At 40.7% G+C, this 15,105-nt stretch carries 15 protein-coding genes and 1 tRNA gene; 10 read left to right on the forward strand and 6 right to left on the reverse strand.

Going from position 1 to position 15,105, the window contains the following annotated elements:
• Positions 1-14 precede the first annotated feature (14 nt).
• The 3 genes from IGJ28_RS14660 to ypfJ form a co-directional block, all read right to left on the reverse strand.
• Entirely contained in the window at positions 15-1,298 is a 1,284-nt protein-coding gene (locus IGJ28_RS14660; RefSeq protein ID WP_170081312.1) for a cytochrome P450, read from the reverse strand.
• A gap of 115 nt (positions 1,299-1,413) precedes the next feature.
• Positions 1,414-1,495, reverse strand: a tRNA-Leu gene (locus IGJ28_RS14665).
• A 340-nt stretch (positions 1,496-1,835) separates the two neighbouring features.
• On the reverse strand, positions 1,836-2,729 hold the full coding sequence (gene ypfJ / locus IGJ28_RS14670) for a KPN_02809 family neutral zinc metallopeptidase (protein WP_002316719.1): 894 nt from the start codon (positions 2,727-2,729) through the stop codon (positions 1,836-1,838).
• Between the two features lie 213 nt (positions 2,730-2,942).
• Here ypfJ and IGJ28_RS14675 point away from each other — a divergent pair, with 213 nt between their 5' ends.
• The 5 genes from IGJ28_RS14675 to IGJ28_RS14695 are packed head-to-tail and all read left to right on the forward strand — an operon-like array spanning position 2,943 to position 7,294.
• Positions 2,943-4,580, forward strand: a complete 1,638-nt coding sequence (locus IGJ28_RS14675; protein WP_005470693.1) for a BglG family transcription antiterminator — start codon at positions 2,943-2,945, stop codon at positions 4,578-4,580.
• Positions 4,577-5,008, forward strand: coding sequence for a PTS sugar transporter subunit IIA (locus tag IGJ28_RS14680; protein ID WP_081131547.1), 432 nt, complete (start codon positions 4,577-4,579; stop codon positions 5,006-5,008). The genes IGJ28_RS14675 and IGJ28_RS14680 overlap by 4 nt, the downstream gene beginning before the upstream one ends.
• Before the next feature lie 12 nt (positions 5,009-5,020).
• Positions 5,021-5,302 (forward strand): PTS sugar transporter subunit IIB, encoded by a 282-nt coding sequence (locus tag IGJ28_RS14685; RefSeq protein WP_002301437.1) that lies wholly within the window; start codon positions 5,021-5,023, stop codon positions 5,300-5,302.
• Positions 5,303-5,304: 2 nt separating this feature from the next.
• Entirely contained in the window at positions 5,305-6,555 is a 1,251-nt protein-coding gene (locus tag IGJ28_RS14690) for a PTS ascorbate transporter subunit IIC (RefSeq protein ID WP_003125789.1), read from the forward strand.
• 1 nt (position 6,556) lies between these two features.
• Positions 6,557-7,294: a sugar isomerase domain-containing protein gene (locus IGJ28_RS14695; RefSeq protein WP_002301439.1), complete on the forward strand. Its 738-nt coding sequence runs from the start codon at positions 6,557-6,559 to the stop codon at positions 7,292-7,294.
• Between the two features lie 251 nt (positions 7,295-7,545).
• On the opposite strand, the gene IGJ28_RS14700 is transcribed toward IGJ28_RS14695, so the two are convergent.
• Both IGJ28_RS14700 and IGJ28_RS14705 read right to left on the reverse strand, forming a co-directional pair.
• Positions 7,546-8,385 (reverse strand): aldo/keto reductase, encoded by an 840-nt coding sequence (locus IGJ28_RS14700; protein ID WP_002301441.1) that lies wholly within the window; start codon positions 8,383-8,385, stop codon positions 7,546-7,548.
• Between the two features lie 141 nt (positions 8,386-8,526).
• A complete protein-coding gene (locus IGJ28_RS14705) occupies positions 8,527-9,354 on the reverse strand; it encodes a manganese catalase family protein (RefSeq protein ID WP_010723486.1) in 828 nt (275 codons plus the stop codon).
• 191 nt (positions 9,355-9,545) lie between these two features.
• Here IGJ28_RS14705 and IGJ28_RS14710 point away from each other — a divergent pair, with 191 nt between their 5' ends.
• From IGJ28_RS14710 to IGJ28_RS14725, 4 genes are all read left to right on the forward strand, one after another.
• Positions 9,546-10,493, forward strand: coding sequence for a magnesium transporter CorA family protein (locus IGJ28_RS14710; protein WP_060814530.1), 948 nt, complete (start codon positions 9,546-9,548; stop codon positions 10,491-10,493).
• Between the two features lie 634 nt (positions 10,494-11,127).
• Positions 11,128-11,376: a GlsB/YeaQ/YmgE family stress response membrane protein gene (locus IGJ28_RS14715; protein WP_002292290.1), complete on the forward strand. Its 249-nt coding sequence runs from the start codon at positions 11,128-11,130 to the stop codon at positions 11,374-11,376.
• Between the two features lie 200 nt (positions 11,377-11,576).
• Positions 11,577-11,981, forward strand: coding sequence for an organic hydroperoxide resistance protein (locus tag IGJ28_RS14720; RefSeq protein ID WP_170081314.1), 405 nt, complete (start codon positions 11,577-11,579; stop codon positions 11,979-11,981).
• Between the two features lie 131 nt (positions 11,982-12,112).
• Positions 12,113-13,156, forward strand: coding sequence for a hypothetical protein (locus IGJ28_RS14725; protein ID WP_438845467.1), 1,044 nt, complete (start codon positions 12,113-12,115; stop codon positions 13,154-13,156).
• 117 nt (positions 13,157-13,273) lie between these two features.
• On the opposite strand, the gene IGJ28_RS14730 is transcribed toward IGJ28_RS14725, so the two are convergent.
• Positions 13,274-13,618 (reverse strand): PepSY domain-containing protein, encoded by a 345-nt coding sequence (locus tag IGJ28_RS14730; protein WP_003125823.1) that lies wholly within the window; start codon positions 13,616-13,618, stop codon positions 13,274-13,276.
• 193 nt (positions 13,619-13,811) lie between these two features.
• Between IGJ28_RS14730 and pepA the strand changes: the two genes are divergently transcribed.
• A complete protein-coding gene (gene pepA / locus IGJ28_RS14735) occupies positions 13,812-14,888 on the forward strand; it encodes a glutamyl aminopeptidase (protein WP_003125824.1) in 1,077 nt (358 codons plus the stop codon).
• The last annotated feature ends 217 nt before the right edge of the window (positions 14,889-15,105 follow it).

Here is a 15,105-nt window from a genome sequence, read left to right on the forward strand (position 1 = left end):
ACAACGATCAATAGTTACTCATTTTCTGTGGTCATTGCAGCTTCTTTAAATAAGAGAACTTTACTTTCTGGATAGGTTGGAAAGTGATTCATTGGAATCTTCCAATCTTGTTCAGGAACTTCAAACTGATAGTAGTTGACCAGTAAATCACTGAACACGCGCAACGTATGCAAGGTGATCCATTCACCAGCACAGCGGTGCATTTTGCGGAAATCACCGCCTCCTTGTGCGATCATTTCATATTCTTCCTCATAGGAAATGGCTTGTGTACGTCCGACAAAGCGATCCACTTTGAAGTCATCTGGCTGATCAAAGGTTCTCGGATCATGATTCGTACCATAAATATCTTGGACGACCCAGCTGTCCTTAGGGATCAGATAACCATCGACGACAACATCTTGCAAGCTAATGGCGGGCATCATTGGAAAGAAAGGATAAAAGCGGCGTAATTCTTGAATAAATGAATCCTGTAACTCCGAAAAGTTTTGTTTAAGTGCTTGGTAGATGGTCGTTGTACTAAAAAGGGCATGTCCCATCAAAGCGATCCAAACGGTTAAAGCAACCGTAGGGCGGATGATATTTAACAGATCGACGGCTGCAACTTCGATCGGCAGTAAATTACCTTCAAGATCAGTGGCAGTAGCGAAAGTATAAAGTGCTAATGATTCTTTGCCAGCAACAGGATGTTGACGAGCTTCTTCAATCAATCCTTGAGCCCATTTCTCAGATTTTTTACGATCTTCGACGCCTCTTAAATGGGCGACAGGGGAGGTGACAGTCCCGCTGAACATAGCAACTTGATAATCAGCTAACTCACTGATCTCTGATTGAGACAGTGGTGCTAGATTGATTCCTGACCATTCACAAATCGTTTTGAATAGAACATTTTTTGTGAGTGAAAAAAGCTCAAAGGTACCGGATTGTTTATTCAGTTCATGAGAAAGGTTTCGTTCCAACAAATCATGGTAATCGGTCATTCTCTCAGGTGTCATCAAGTCCATAAAGTAGTTTTTCCGATGGTGATGTTGTTCCCCGTCTAAAGTTTGAACCCCCTCTTCCCCTAACAAGGTTGAACGGACGAGTTTGGGCATTGCTCCTTCACGTTTAAAGTTTCGTGGATCATAAAAAATTTTTGCTGCTTCTTTTCCATAAATGGCAATTACTTCTTGATTCAGAAATTTAGCTCTAACGACTGGGGCATTCACCTCAGACCGTAATTCTCCTAAGATTTCATAACCAGCATCAAAGAGTTCTTTGACCTCAGTTAATTTGATTTTCGCTGTTGGTACTTCTTTCATTGGATTTCCTCCTGTCTTTTTCCAATTGATATACTTCTAGCTTAAGCTTTTTTCTTTATTTAGACAAAAGAAACACATAAAAAAGAGCAGATCATCCAAGATGACCTGCTCAAAATGCGGAAGATGGGAGTTGAACCCACACGAGATATACTCACACGCGCCTGAAGCGTGCGCGTCTGCCATTCCGCCACTTCCGCGCATAAATAACCTTAGCGCATTTTGAGAATTTTGGCAAGAAAAAAATAAGTCTGTCAGCGGGGACTGACAGACAAGGAGTAAAAAATGAAAAAGTTGGGTTGTTTGTTGGGTTATTTATATAGTAACCGGAAAATATGAAAAAATTGTGATCAACCCTTAGCGTTTCAAAGAAAAAAACAGGCCAAAGGTTAAAAAAACTAAAATAGCACCATGATAAAAAAGGGCCTGCCAGCGGGGACTGGCAGGCAAGGAGTAAAATGAAAAAGTTAGGGTTTGTTGGTATGAATAAACTATACCGCCCAAATGTGAAAAAAGAGTGACCAAAAAGGAACGTTTTTGTTACGATCCGTAGACCAAATCAAGGTTTTTTTCATTGAAGGTGTCTCCATGCTCCAAATCACCATATTTGAACCCCCGGTTGAACCATTCAACTCGTTGTTTTGAAGTCCCATGAGTAAAACTATCTGGTACGACATATCCTTGGTATTCCTTTTGTAACGTATCATCACCAATGGCATTAGCAGCTGTGATAGCCTCTTCGATATCACCAGCTTCTAAAATCGGTTGGCCGTTATAAGTTTTTCCTTGTAGATACTTGGCAAATGTACCGGCTAAATAATCCGCTTGTAGTTCCAAACGAACACTATATTGATTGTATTCTTTTTCAGAAACCTGTTGGCGGATCTTATCGAGTTGCTGTGTAATACCAAGTTCGTTTTGTACGTGATGACCAACTTCATGAGCAATGACATAGGCCATGGCAAAATCTCCGCTGGCCCCATACTTTTGAGAAAGTTCTGTTGCAAAGCTGAGATCTAGATAAACATTTTGATCGGCAGGGCAATAAAAGGGACCAACTTGAGAAGTTGCATTCCCACAAGCCGATTGAACACTTCCTGTAAATAAAACCAGTTTAGGATCTTGATACGTAGTCTGTTCTGCTTCAAAAACACCATTCCAATAATCTTCCAAATGGCCGAAGACGACAGCGGAGAATTCTTTTTCCTCTGTATACTCGTCTGAAGCCACATTTTCTGTTTGATAATTAGCGGCTTGTCCGCCTCCCAAAATATCTGTGACGGAGTTTAAATCACCCCCACTGAATAGAAAAAAGAGGACTGCGATAACAATCGTACCGATACCACCGCCGGCCATTATTTTTCCTCCTGAACCTGCGGAACGACCAGAGCGGTCTTCCACATTGGAACTTTGTCTACCCCCACGCCATTTCATTTTGTTTCCTCCTCATTTGACTGTTTACATTTATTATAAGAGAAAACGAGGAAGATGAGAAAAGTTTGGCTTGCTTGAAGCGATTTTGCGGAACAAACGACCGATATTGCTATCAAGGGAAAGGGTGTGCACACCTTTTAATCATTTTTTAATCTAACAATTGGTCTTCATATTTGTTAAGGTATCACTAGAATAAAGGTAGAGGGTGAGCAAATGAAAAACAATTATTCTTTGATCGAAGACCGACGCATGCAAATTTTTAAGCGGCTGATCAATGGGGAGCACTTGAGTTACCAGCAACTTTCTGATGAGTATTATGTTTCTAGGAGCAGTATCGCCAAAGATATCGCTTATCTAAAAACACTGTTTGTCAAAGAAAATTTACTGTTGCGTTTTGATAATTCAGGCACTTATTTTCAAGGAAGCGAGTCACAAATCCAACGAATGTTGAAGCGATTCATTCTCCTTACTATGGAGCATGGGGAGAACCTTTCTGTTCTGACAAATGTGTCATTATTTGAAAAGATAAATGCGGCTTTTCGCCATTCGATCACCGAAAAGCAAATGGAGATCCCAGAAAGCTACATCCAAAGCATCGTTGTTTCGATCTTGCTGATTGTCGAGCGCTCGAACCAGGCAAATCAGCTGGATATAGAAGAGAAGCGCCAATTTGGAAAATTGTTTTTGGAATTTGACAAGTATCCGTTGATTTATGAATTGTTGAAAGAAATTGAAGAACAAGAAATCTACCATTTTTCATCGAAAGAAGTTCAGTACCTAACCTATCTCATTGTAGGTAGTGGCTTACGTTTTTTTATGAAGAACGAATCGATTCCGTTCTCTTTTCGAGGGAAAGTCAGAAATCTGATTCAGAAAGTCAGTGAAGGCATCCAGATCGATTTGACACAGGATAGTCGCTTAGAAGAAGATTTGACGATTCATTTGTACCAGCTGTTTTTACGCATTGAGGCCCAAACTACTGTAGTCAATCCATTGCTAGATGAGATCAAACAGCATTATCCGGCGTTGTATGGGGTCGTTTGGTTCTCTTTGAACGACTTTCTAAAGGCCTACCATATTGGAATATCTGAGGATGAAATCGGGTTTGTTTCGATTCACTTTCAAGCTGCAGTAGAACGGATGCGGCAATTGAATAAAATCGTCTTTGTTTGTCCGAACGGTGTTGGCACCAGTTCATTTATTTCTGCCAAGATTCGTCGAATATTGCCTAATGTCGATAGTATTGAAACCGCTTCTGTCGCTAAGCTCAAAGAGATGGATATTTCTGCCATCGATTTCATTATTTCCACGATCGATTTACCTGATGTTTCCAAACCAGTCGTCCGCATCTCGCCGATGGTGACCAATCGAGACATGAAGCGGATCATGAATCACTATATCGATTTGATTATTGATAATGAACCGATTGCGGATAAGGTGAAAATCCTGCAAGATACACGGATGTTGATTGCACCGAAGATTTATTTTGAACGATTTGAGACCAAAGAACAAGCACTGGATTTTCTGATCAGTCAAAATGACTTTTCGTCGGAAAATCAGCGTACGGACTTTCAGCGTTCCGTCTTAGAACGAGAAGCATTGCAGTCGACCTATTTAGATAACGGTTTTGCCATACCTCATGGCAATCCTGAGTTTGTTTCAAAAACGACCTTTTCTGTATTGATTTTGGATCGTCCTGTTGATTGGGGCAACCAAAAAGTCGATATCATCGTGTTACTAATGATACGAGAAGATGAGGCCCAAGAAGTAGAACCTGTCATGAAGTTGATCATGCAAGGGATCGAAGACAAAGAATGGTTCATTTCAAAAATGTTGGAGGTAAAATCATGATCAATTTAAAAAAATTACTGCCTGAGGATCATATCGAGACCACGAATCAAATCCTCACCTGGCAAGAAGCAGTTCAATTGGCGAGTCAGCCGCTATTAAATGAAAAAGCCATCGATCAACAATATGTCGCTAATATGATCCATAGCGTTGAGGAGAACGGCCCGTATATGGTATTGGCTGATTACTTTGCATTGATGCATGCTCGTCCGGGGGAAGGTGTCTTTCATCAAGGGATGAGTTTGCTAGTGACTAAAAACGAAATCGATTTAGCTGGCAAGCCGGTCCGTATTTTCCTTGTTTTAGCTGCAAAAGACAATCAAAGTCATTTGGAAAGTTTACAGGAAATCATGGAAGTGTTTATGGATCAGGAAAAGTATCAACTTATTTTGAATGGTGACAAAGAACAGATTTGCCAATTATTCCAATAGGAGGAAAAGAAGATGAAAATTTTAGCTGTGTGTGGATTTGGTGTTGGAAGTTCAATGGTGTTAAAGATGACGATCGATAAGGTGATTAAGGAGCTGGGGCTGAAGGCGACTGCTGAGAATACGGATTTGTCTACTGCAAAAGCAACTCCTGCAGATGTTTATTTTACAAGCCACGAATTATTGAATGATTTGCAAGCTTCCGTCAAAGCACCTGTCTATCCCATCAAAAAATATATGGATGTCGCTGAAGTCAAAATGCAAATGGAAAAGTTTTTAGCTGAAAGAGAGGGATAATCATGAGTTTTGTCACAGATCATATTTTAAAGAATCCGCCAGTATTGCTCGGACTGATTGCAATGATCGGGTTGATCGTGCAACGAAAACCTTTTGCCGAAGTGGTGAAAGGCTCGTTGACAGCAGCCTTTGGGATGGTAGCATTGACCGCAGGGGTCAATATGCTGACGGGAACGATCGCACCAATCAACACAGCGGTTCAGACACAGTTGGGGGTTCAAGTAGCCGATGGTCTTTCTGATGTGACCTTCACAGCAGAATACGGGGGAACTGTTGGGTTAGCTATGTTTTTTGGATTGATCTTGCACTTATTGATTGCTCGTTTTACACCAGTTAAGACGATTTTCTTGACGGGTCATATGTTATGGTGGTTCCCATTTGTGATCGTTGCTGGTGGGGTTGAAGGTGGAATGTCGGGGATTCCATTATTGATTTTAGGAGCTGTTTTATCTGCTTGTTATTGGTCATTTATGCCTTGGATCATGCGGAAATATGTTTGGGATGCCACTGGCGATGATTCGTTCTTGATTGGACATCCTACAGGGATCTTATCGATGGTGTCCGGCTTCGTGGCAAAACGAGTAGGAAACAAAGAAAAATCGACAGAAGATTTAAAAGTGCCAGAAAACCTGTCCTTTTTCCGTGAGATTTCCATTACAGGTGCCTTGGTGATGTTTTTGATGAATATTGTTGTAGGAATTATCGCACCAGTTCTTGTCCCAGAAGGTGGGAATCTGGTCATGTTTGCTGTTCAAGCAGGCTTGAACTTTGGCGCAGGACTCTTGATCATGCTTTATGGGGTCCGCCTATTGATCAACCAAATTATTCCAGCTTTCCAAGGGATTGCCGAAAAAGTCGTCCCTGGAGCCAAACCAGCTTTTGATGTACCGATCCTATTCAATTATCGTCCGAATGCCGTGATTATTGGTTTTATCGTAGCTATGATCACCTCAACGATCCTTGTGATCATTGTCAATACGACGAATGTTTTTGGAATCTTGATCGTACCATTAGTTATCACCAGTTTCTTTGAATGTGGCGGCGCAGCAGTTATTGGAGAAGGACAAGGCGGCTTGCGTGGCGCAGTCATTGGTACCATTGCCGCATCATTTGTGATGGTCTTGTTAGTTGGTGTATCTGCCGTTCTATTCAGCACAACGATTCAAAACTGGATTCTGATCTTTGGTGGCAATGACTTATCACTTTGGGGAATCATTGGTCGTGGTCTCGGCAGTCTATTTGGGGGAATTTAATATGTATCAATATGTTGATAAAATTCATGCATTACTAGAAACCGTTGAAAAAAAGGAACAGCATGCAATCGATGAGGCAATTCGTCTCTTGACTACAGCAAATCTAGAAAAGCATTCGATTTATATTTTTGGGGCCAGTCATGCGGGGATCTTGGCAGAAGAAATGTATTATCGCGCGGGAGGGATGATGACGATCAATGCGATCTTTGGACGAGAACTGATGTTGGATCGCAGTCCCATCACCTTTACTAGCAAAATGGAACGACTAGAAGGCTACGGCACCGCATTAGCGGAAATTCAGCCGTTCAAAGAAGGAGACGTGCTGATTTTACACTCAGTTTCAGGTCGTAATCCCGTCATAATCGATTTAGCACTAGCGGCAAAAGAAAAAGGCGTCAAAATTATCGCTTTAACAAACAAAACGTATTCGCAATCAGTCACTAGCCGCCATTCTTCGGGCCTTCGTCTGTTTGAAGTCGCTGATCTTGTAATCGATAATCATGGGGAAATTGGTGATGCAGGTTGTCAGATTAAGGGGATGGATCAAAAAGTAGGGCCTACTTCAACGGTGATTGGCGCTACGATCCTTAATACCATTATCGTCGAAGTTTGCCAACAATTGAAACAAGCAGGAATCGATTATCCGCCCATCTTTTATTCCGCAAATATGGATGGCGGCGATGAATTGAACCAATCATTGTTTGAACAATACAAAGAAGCCATTCATTATCAGTTGTAACGCTGATTGTACAGAAGTTTTAACTCAGAAAAAGAACTGTGAGAAAAGCATAATCCATATGAAAACTGATCGTGTCAGAAGTTTTTACTTCTCATAAAATAGCAGCAAGACTCCAGTAGAGCCTTGCTGCTAGTAGATCTAAGGAATTCAATTGGGGCAAGTCATCTCGCAGTTCTTTTTTTGTGACCATTCCAATTCCTATAATTGATGTGAGCCTATGAAATCCCTCAGGAGCTTTGTGCTGTCTCACTTTACTCAAATTCTTCATATTCATTCGGATCTTGACCTTCAATACGTCCATCTTCTTTGTTCAAGCGATTGATTGCATTGATTTCTTCTTCAGTCAGTTCAAAGTCAAAAATAGCTAAGTTTTCTCGCTGATGGCTCAGGTTTCGGGATTTTGGTAGTGGTAGAATCCCGCGATCGACGTGCCAGCGTAAGATGACTTGACCCGCAGATTTTTGATATTTATTTGCTAGATCAGTGATGATGGATTCTTTGAGCGCCGCGCTGCCGCGGCCTAATGGACTCCATGCTTCAGTAATGATCCCACGTTTTCTGTTTTCTGCTACCATTTGTTCTTGGACCCAGTAAGGATGAATCTCGATTTGATTGATGGCTGGTGTGACACCAGTTGCCTCAATAATGGCATCTAAATGTTCAGGTTCAAAGTTAGATACACCAATAGAACGAATCAAACCTAATTTTTGCGCAGTCACTAACGCCTGCCACGCTTCAATGTACTTGCCGCGTTTAGGCAGTGGCCAGTGGATCAAAAAGGCGTCAAAGTAATCTAATCCCATGCGCGCCAGCGATTCTTGAATACTGGTCAGTGCATCATCATATCCATGATATTTTCCTGGTAATTTTGAGGTGATATAAAACTCAGAACGAGGGACACCGGATCGGCGAATCGCTTTACCGACGATTCCTTCATTGTCATAGTTCGTTGACGAATCAATCAAACGATAGCCATCTGCAATCGCTGCTTGCAACTGGCTTAAGCCTTCGCCACCGCGAATTTGATAGGTACCGATGCCCACGGCTGGGCGCATATTGCCGTCATTTAGTGTAAGTAAAGGTGCTTTCATATAATGATTCCTCCTTTTTCTTATACATTCTACTCTAACGCTTTTTTAGCTTTAAGGTAACCAACTTGCTCAATAAGACAAGAAAAGAGCAATGATTTCTTGTGAATGGAATCATTGCTCTTTTTATTCGTTTCGATCAATTTATTTTTCAGGTGGCGTGCCATACATTTTTGGTGTGACAGGATCTAGTTTTGGCGCTTTGCCTTCAACTTTAGGTGTAGAAAGCCATTGGTATTCACCTTCGCCATCAAGTGCTTTTCCTTTTGCCCAAGAGCCTTCTTTACTTTGATCTCCTTCAGAGAAATTGTAAAAGTCATAGGCGATGTCTAACCGTTCTTCATTACGAGGGAAAGTGCTCGGTACTAAGATTGTACCCTCTTTTTCTTCAAGTTCTTTGACAGCTTGTGCCCAAAGGTTTTGGTGATAGCTGTCCCGAGCTAATAGTACGGATAAGAGGTCTTTAACTCCACGGTCATCAATCATTTCATAGATTCGAGCGACTTGTAATCGTCCTTGTGATTCTGCATTTAAATTGGCACGGAAGTCTGCCAGTAAATTACCGCTGGCAATGATGTAAGCGCCACTCCATGGATTACCGACACTGTCAGCTGGACGTGGTCCTAAGCCAGCAACGATCGCATGTTGTGGATTCATTCCAGAGATAATTGCGCCAATTGCTGGGTCTTTTTTCATTGCGGCTTCTTGATCTTCTACCGGTGCACCTTCTAATAAACGAGCAACCATTGTAGCAAGCATTTCAACGTGTCCAATTTCTTCTGTCGCAATGTCCATCAACATATCTTTGTACTTTTCTTCTCCACGGCAGCTCCAACCTTGGAAGAGATACTGCATTGCTACACTCATTTCGCCATACTGGCCACCGATCAATTCTTGAAGATACTTCGCAATTAGTGGATTTGGTTTGTCTGGTTTTGCTTCGAACTGTAGTTCTTTCTGATGTAGAAACATAGTTGTCCTCCTCTAAAATGATTTTTATTGGGCCCAAAAATATTCTCTCACGTTTATTTAGAATGGTCTAATCAAACGCTTGCTTTATTTCCGTATTAATAAAAACCGTTGAAATAGCGCTTTTTCTTGACAAAAAGCAGTCGCCATTAGATAGTTGAAGAGAAGTGAAGGAGTTAAAGGAGAGAGGCAAAATGTATTCGTACTATAAAATCGAACAGAACCAAATCAGAGAATCATCCGAAGAAGACTATAATTGGTTGGTAGTCAAACATGGAAATGAAGAAGAAAAAAAAGAGCTGCTGACACTTTTTGATTTACCGGAAGATATTTTTATTGGCTCCGATGAACCAGAGGAAGTTTCTCGATTAGAACATTTACGAGACACTAAATTAAACAATCCGTTTCTTTATACATTGATCGATCTTTCTTCAAATCATCAAGAACGCATTGAAAAACGCCTTGAACCTGTCACATTTATTCTTTCCAAAGGATTGATGATCACCTATGTCTCTAGAGAATCGAATCTCGTTGAGCGATTGATCGAGAAACATGGAAGTGAGCTTCGACATTTTGAGGATATCATTGCTTTTGCCACATTAATGATCTATACCCACTATATCAATGGGTTGAAAGAGATTAAAAAGCAAATCGACCAATTGGATGCGGCTGCCCGTAAAACAACCGAAAATAATGAACTATTTAATCTGGCAGACACAGAACGAGATATGGTTTATTTGGATCACACATTGAAAGATCAGAATCTTACAGTGAATCACTTGATGGAACGAAAAGAGTTTTTAGACAAATTAGATAATGAATCGTTAGTTTACGACATTAAACTGCGACAGAAATTTGCCAACAAGCTTGTCACGATCTATCGCGATTTATTGGAAACTATCGGTGGTCTATTCTCGGATATGATGGACAATAATTTGAACCATTTGATGAAATATTTAGATTCAGCAGCATTAGTGGTTGCAGTGCCATCATTGATTGCTGGACTTTGGGGGATCAACACTGGCGGACTGCCTGGGAAGGATAACACCATAGGAACGATTCTAGTCTTTGGGTTAGCTGTCTTAGTAGGCATCCTTACTGCTGTCTATCTTTCAAAGAAAGACTTTTCAAAAACAAAATAAAAAAGCAACTTTGTCTAGCATTGAACGCTGGTCAAAGTTGCTTTTTTTCGTGACTTCACAATCGCGAAGACTGTCCAATAAGCAGAGGGGAGAAGCGAGAAATGAAAAATATTAAGAAGAAAGGCCGGGGTACAATCCGAACAATTTATTTTTTACTTTACTCGCTATTGCATACGCTCACTTCTATCGCTGCTTTTTCTCATAATCCTTTTACATAGTGAGGGGAAGCAGGTTTCTAATACAAAAGGCAGAATCAAAGGAATGCCAATTGTTTTGATGTTTCATCAGAAGGATGTAGTGAATGAGGTGTGTACGACAATCAGGTTTCTTTGATTGCTTTTATTCATAGGGAAGATGACAGTTGAAAGCAGACAATGAAAGAAAATCGTACATAGTCTAGGTACCCTTTATCAGAAAATAACTTTTTGCTGATCGAAACGCTTTCAAAGAGCTGCGGCAGTTTTTTTGACCTCTTGCAGTGAGTGTTAACGATTCCAAAAAAGTTGATTTATCCTTAATATAACAACGTTTTAAATTTTTTTTGTTTTTTTAAGAGCAAAATTTTTGTGTATTTTTAAGAAGAAGCGTAACATAATATGTGTAATAAATATTTCACAGAAAGAAGGAGAAAATTATGCATTGGTTATGGGTATTAATCGTAGGAGCTATTATCGGTTTGATTGCCGGAGCAATTACAAATAAAGGTGGATCAATGGGATGGATCGCTAACATCGTTGCAGGTTTAGTTGGTTCAGCAATTGGACAAGCATTGTTAGGTAGCTGGGGTCCTCAATTAGCAGGAATGGCTTTGATTCCTTCTATCATTGGTGCGATCATCGTTGTTGCTGTAGTATCATTTTTCTTGGGACGTTCAAGAGGTTAATCGTCAAACATATCAGCAATTTTACCTATTATCTTAAGGAGCAGCTTTTCGCTGCTTCTTTTTTTGTATGGACAAACTGCTTCTATCACTGATCATCGATGTTGTCTAACTGATGGTCGTCGAATGCAAGCATTACCTTTGTCAGATTAAAAAATACTCGTTACACTTAATATAGAACGACGAAAGAAAGGATGATCTCAATGAAAAAAATGTACGAAACAGTAATGATCAATCGTGGAGGCCGTGATGGCGAGGTTGAGGCACCAAACGGAAGTATGCACATGAAGATCGACCGCCCAGGAATCCATAGTGAAGGGACAAATCCGGAACAACTTTTTGCGGCTGGATACGCATCTTGCTTCAACGGCGCGGTTCAACACATGCTGGAAGAAAATAATCTTGAGTCAGATTCTGAAGTCAAAGCACGGGTATCTTTATTTCAATTAGAAGATGGGGGCTACCAAATCGGGGTTGTTTTAGAAGTTTCTTTGCCAGGACTTGAGAAGGACCAAGCAGAGAAAATCGCAGAAGAAGCCCACGCATTTTGCCCATACTCTAAAGCAACAAGAGGCAATATTGATGTGGAAGTGACTATAGTAGAATAAGGGATTCTTAATGTTACTATAAATGAGATTATGAAAGATCCTATAAAGAAACGCTAGTAAAAGAAACATGTAGTTACTGGAATTAATAGCGGTATATGTACGATTGATCGAATAGAACAAGGAGGCAAAAAATGACACAGCGGGTAGCAATAATGATCTTAATGTTGCTGGTCATTGGCCTCCTTGTTTACTATGTCCTAAAGTTTAAGCATTGGAAGCAGCAACGGATACATCAGGATATTGAAAAAAAGTTAAAACGGTATCCTATTGTTCAAGCAGCTTGGGAAAAGGCTGAAGCAAAACAATATAACATTCCTGGATTAACAGAAACAAGAATGGTGGTGCCGGAAACCGGCGAAAATGAGGTTTGTCAATGGATGACGCCGCAAGGGTTGGCTTTTTCTCAAGATTTTGTGTTTATTTCTGCCTACTGCTATGACCATCAGCATCATTCTATTATTCATGTACTGGATAGAGAAACAGGACAGCCGATCAAACTGCTGATTTTACCTAAACGGCCACATGTAGGGGGCTTAGTATATGATACAAAACGGGAACTTTTATGGTTGACAATCACAGGATCTGCTACTGGACGAGCAGCCGCTTTACGTTTGATCGATATCTTAGCAGATACATCTGAAGCGACGGGACAGCCAATCACTTATTGGCTGACAACTGATCTCTTAGAGATTCCACAAGCATCGTATTTGACTCAAAACAATGATCAACTAGTATCTGGCAACTTCACATTAAAAGGTGAAGGACAGTTGACTTTCTATCTATTGCCGACGATAGCTGAAATGAAAACAGCAATTCGCCGCAAAGACAAAATCCAACCAACCGTGACAATGAGCAGAAAAACATCTGATAAGATTCAAGGTGTGGCTTTTTATGGCCATTATCTCTTAGCCAGTCGTTCTTATGGTCCTTATACCTCGGAACTCTTAGTGTCCGAGCGGGACTCTCCTAACCGGATCCTAAAACGAATCAAATTTCCACCGTATTTGGAACAAATCGTTGTTGTAGAAGATCGTCTAGCAGTATTGTTTGAAAGTGGCGCCGCAGCGTATCGCGAGAAAGCCAATCCTGTGTTAGCCAATGTTTTATTACTAGACTTAGCAACGTTGCTTCATGCAAATAAACGTCCCAAAAAGATTGCTGCAACTAAAAAATAGTCGGACAACTCAAGATGATCACTGTTGTTCATAAAGAACGACAAGAAAAATCATCTAGCGATGTTCGACTATTTTATGAGTTTGAATCATTGAGCGTCTGTTGTATAGCAATGCGTATTAATCAATGATCGATCGTTGAATATCCAAAACAGTTCCTGTTTTCGCATCTGCTAAAAATTCGTAAGTGATCAGTTGTCCGTCTTCGGTCCGAGTAATACCGCCGGTATATCCTTGAGATGTCACTGCAAATTTACGAAGGGGTTGCTTCTCAAAATTGATCCAGGAACCTTCGATCGGACCTTCTTTTAAAAATGCTGCTTTGATTTGATCGAGGACGTCATCTGCATTCATCGATTGTTTTTTCTTCATCCATAATGTCGAGAAGATCCCGCCTGCAAAACCGACACCCACGCCGATGGCCAGGCCGTTTTTAAAATAATTGAATGGACGTTCATTGATCATAAATGTTGTGCCTCCTTGAAGACTTCTTCTATCCTGTTAAGGAATAAACGGAAATCCTTTTGTCTGTTTAGATTATTTTACCATAGTTTAGAATTTTTCTATAAGAAAAGAACCAGAATGAGTAATTTGCGTTATAATAAATATAGATTTGCAAGAGGAGGGAAGGCTTGTTTCGATTCAAGCCGAAAAAAGTATGGAAGAAAAAACGTTTCAACGAATCAAAGAATTAACAGAATTGCAAGGAACTAGTGGATTTGAACAGGATGTTCGGGCTTATATGCGGGAAGCGATGACTCCATTAGTGGACGAAATCCAACAAGATGGACTTGGCGGGATCTTCGGATTACGTCATCATTCAGATGCAGATGCACCACGCGTGATGCTAGCTGCTCATATGGACGAAGTTGGATTCATGTTGACACAAATCACCGAACGCGGGTTATTTAAAGTGACACCTCTTGGCGGTTGGAACCCTTATGTCGTTTCAGCACAACGCTTCACTTTAAAAACTGCGAAAGGCAACTATCCATGTATTTCTTCATCAGTGCCCCCACATTTACTACGTGGAACAGCTGGACAAAAAGCAGTAGAAGTAACGGACATTCTGTTCGATGCTGGTTTTGATTCTAAAGAAGAAGCGGAAAGTTTTGGCGTACGACCAGGTGACACCATCGTACCTCAAGTAGAAACAATCAAGACAGCGAATGGCAAAAACATTATTTCAAAAGCTTGGGATAATCGTTATGGCTGTACGGTTGTATTAGAAGCATTGGAAGCATTGAAAGAAGAACAACTGGGTCATACATTGATTGCTGGTGCCAATGTGCAAGAAGAAGTTGGCTTACGTGGTTCAAAACCTTCTGTCACGAAATTCCAACCAGATCTATTCTTCGCTGTTGACTGTTCACCAGCTGATGATACAGTGACGAAGAATGGGACTTTTGGGCATTTAGGTGAAGGTACACTGATGCGTATCTATGATCCAGGAATGATCATGTTGCCTCGGATGAAAGAATTCTTGCTGGACACAGCAGAAACAAACAATATCCCTTACCAATACTTTGTGTCTAAAGGCGGTACGGATGCTGGTGCAGCTCATATGGCCAATGAAGGAATTCCAAGTTCTGTGATTGGTGTACCAGGACGTTATATCCATACCCATCAAACACTATTCAGCATCGCTGACTTTGATGCTGCGAGAGAAATGGTGATCCAAGTCTTGAAAGGTTTGGATAAATCAACAGTTGCTACAATTGTAGAAGGAAAATAAAAATTAAGAGCTGTGATACGACTCAACGCTAGATCAGACCTATTTGGTTCAATTTTTGATCTGTTATTGTAACTGTTTACGATAATCAGGAAATGGGACAACTAGGGTGCTGTTTTCAGTGACTAGCATGGGCGTGTTCACAGCTCTTTTGCTTGTGAGTTGGTTCCCTGTTTTAAAAGGTGTATAATTTGATTAGAGAAGAGAAAGTGGTGAGCGT

This window comes from Enterococcus sp. AZ091 (genome assembly GCF_051714805.1).
Taxonomy (GTDB): Bacteria; Bacillota; Bacilli; order Lactobacillales; family Enterococcaceae; genus Enterococcus_D; species Enterococcus_D gallinarum.

Bases quoted from the DNA above. Each gene is read 5' to 3' on its own strand.
- IGJ28_RS14730 (WP_003125823.1), bottom strand. From the start codon at position 13,618: ATGATCAATGAACGTCCATTCAATTATTTTAAAAACGGCCTGGCCATC.
- IGJ28_RS14660 (WP_170081312.1), bottom strand. From the start codon at position 1,298: ATGAAAGAAGTACCAACAGCGAAAATCAAATTAACTGAGGTCAAAGAA.
- IGJ28_RS14700 (WP_002301441.1), bottom strand. From the start codon at position 8,385: ATGAAAGCACCTTTACTTACACTAAATGACGGCAATATGCGCCCAGCC.
- IGJ28_RS14715 (WP_002292290.1), top strand. From the start codon at position 11,128: ATGCATTGGTTATGGGTATTAATCGTAGGAGCTATTATCGGTTTGATT.
- IGJ28_RS14720 (WP_170081314.1), top strand. From the start codon at position 11,577: ATGAAAAAAATGTACGAAACAGTAATGATCAATCGTGGAGGCCGTGAT.
- IGJ28_RS14685 (WP_002301437.1), top strand. From the start codon at position 5,021: ATGAAAATTTTAGCTGTGTGTGGATTTGGTGTTGGAAGTTCAATGGTG.
- IGJ28_RS14690 (WP_003125789.1), top strand. From the start codon at position 5,305: ATGAGTTTTGTCACAGATCATATTTTAAAGAATCCGCCAGTATTGCTC.
- IGJ28_RS14725 (WP_438845467.1), top strand. From the start codon at position 12,113: ATGACACAGCGGGTAGCAATAATGATCTTAATGTTGCTGGTCATTGGC.
- IGJ28_RS14705 (WP_010723486.1), bottom strand. From the start codon at position 9,354: ATGTTTCTACATCAGAAAGAACTACAGTTCGAAGCAAAACCAGACAAA.
- IGJ28_RS14695 (WP_002301439.1), top strand. From the start codon at position 6,557: ATGTATCAATATGTTGATAAAATTCATGCATTACTAGAAACCGTTGAA.
- IGJ28_RS14680 (WP_081131547.1), top strand. From the start codon at position 4,577: ATGATCAATTTAAAAAAATTACTGCCTGAGGATCATATCGAGACCACG.
- IGJ28_RS14710 (WP_060814530.1), top strand. From the start codon at position 9,546: ATGTATTCGTACTATAAAATCGAACAGAACCAAATCAGAGAATCATCC.
- ypfJ (WP_002316719.1), bottom strand. From the start codon at position 2,729: ATGAAATGGCGTGGGGGTAGACAAAGTTCCAATGTGGAAGACCGCTCT.
- pepA (WP_003125824.1), top strand. From the start codon at position 13,812: ATGGAAGAAAAAACGTTTCAACGAATCAAAGAATTAACAGAATTGCAA.
- IGJ28_RS14675 (WP_005470693.1), top strand. From the start codon at position 2,943: ATGAAAAACAATTATTCTTTGATCGAAGACCGACGCATGCAAATTTTT.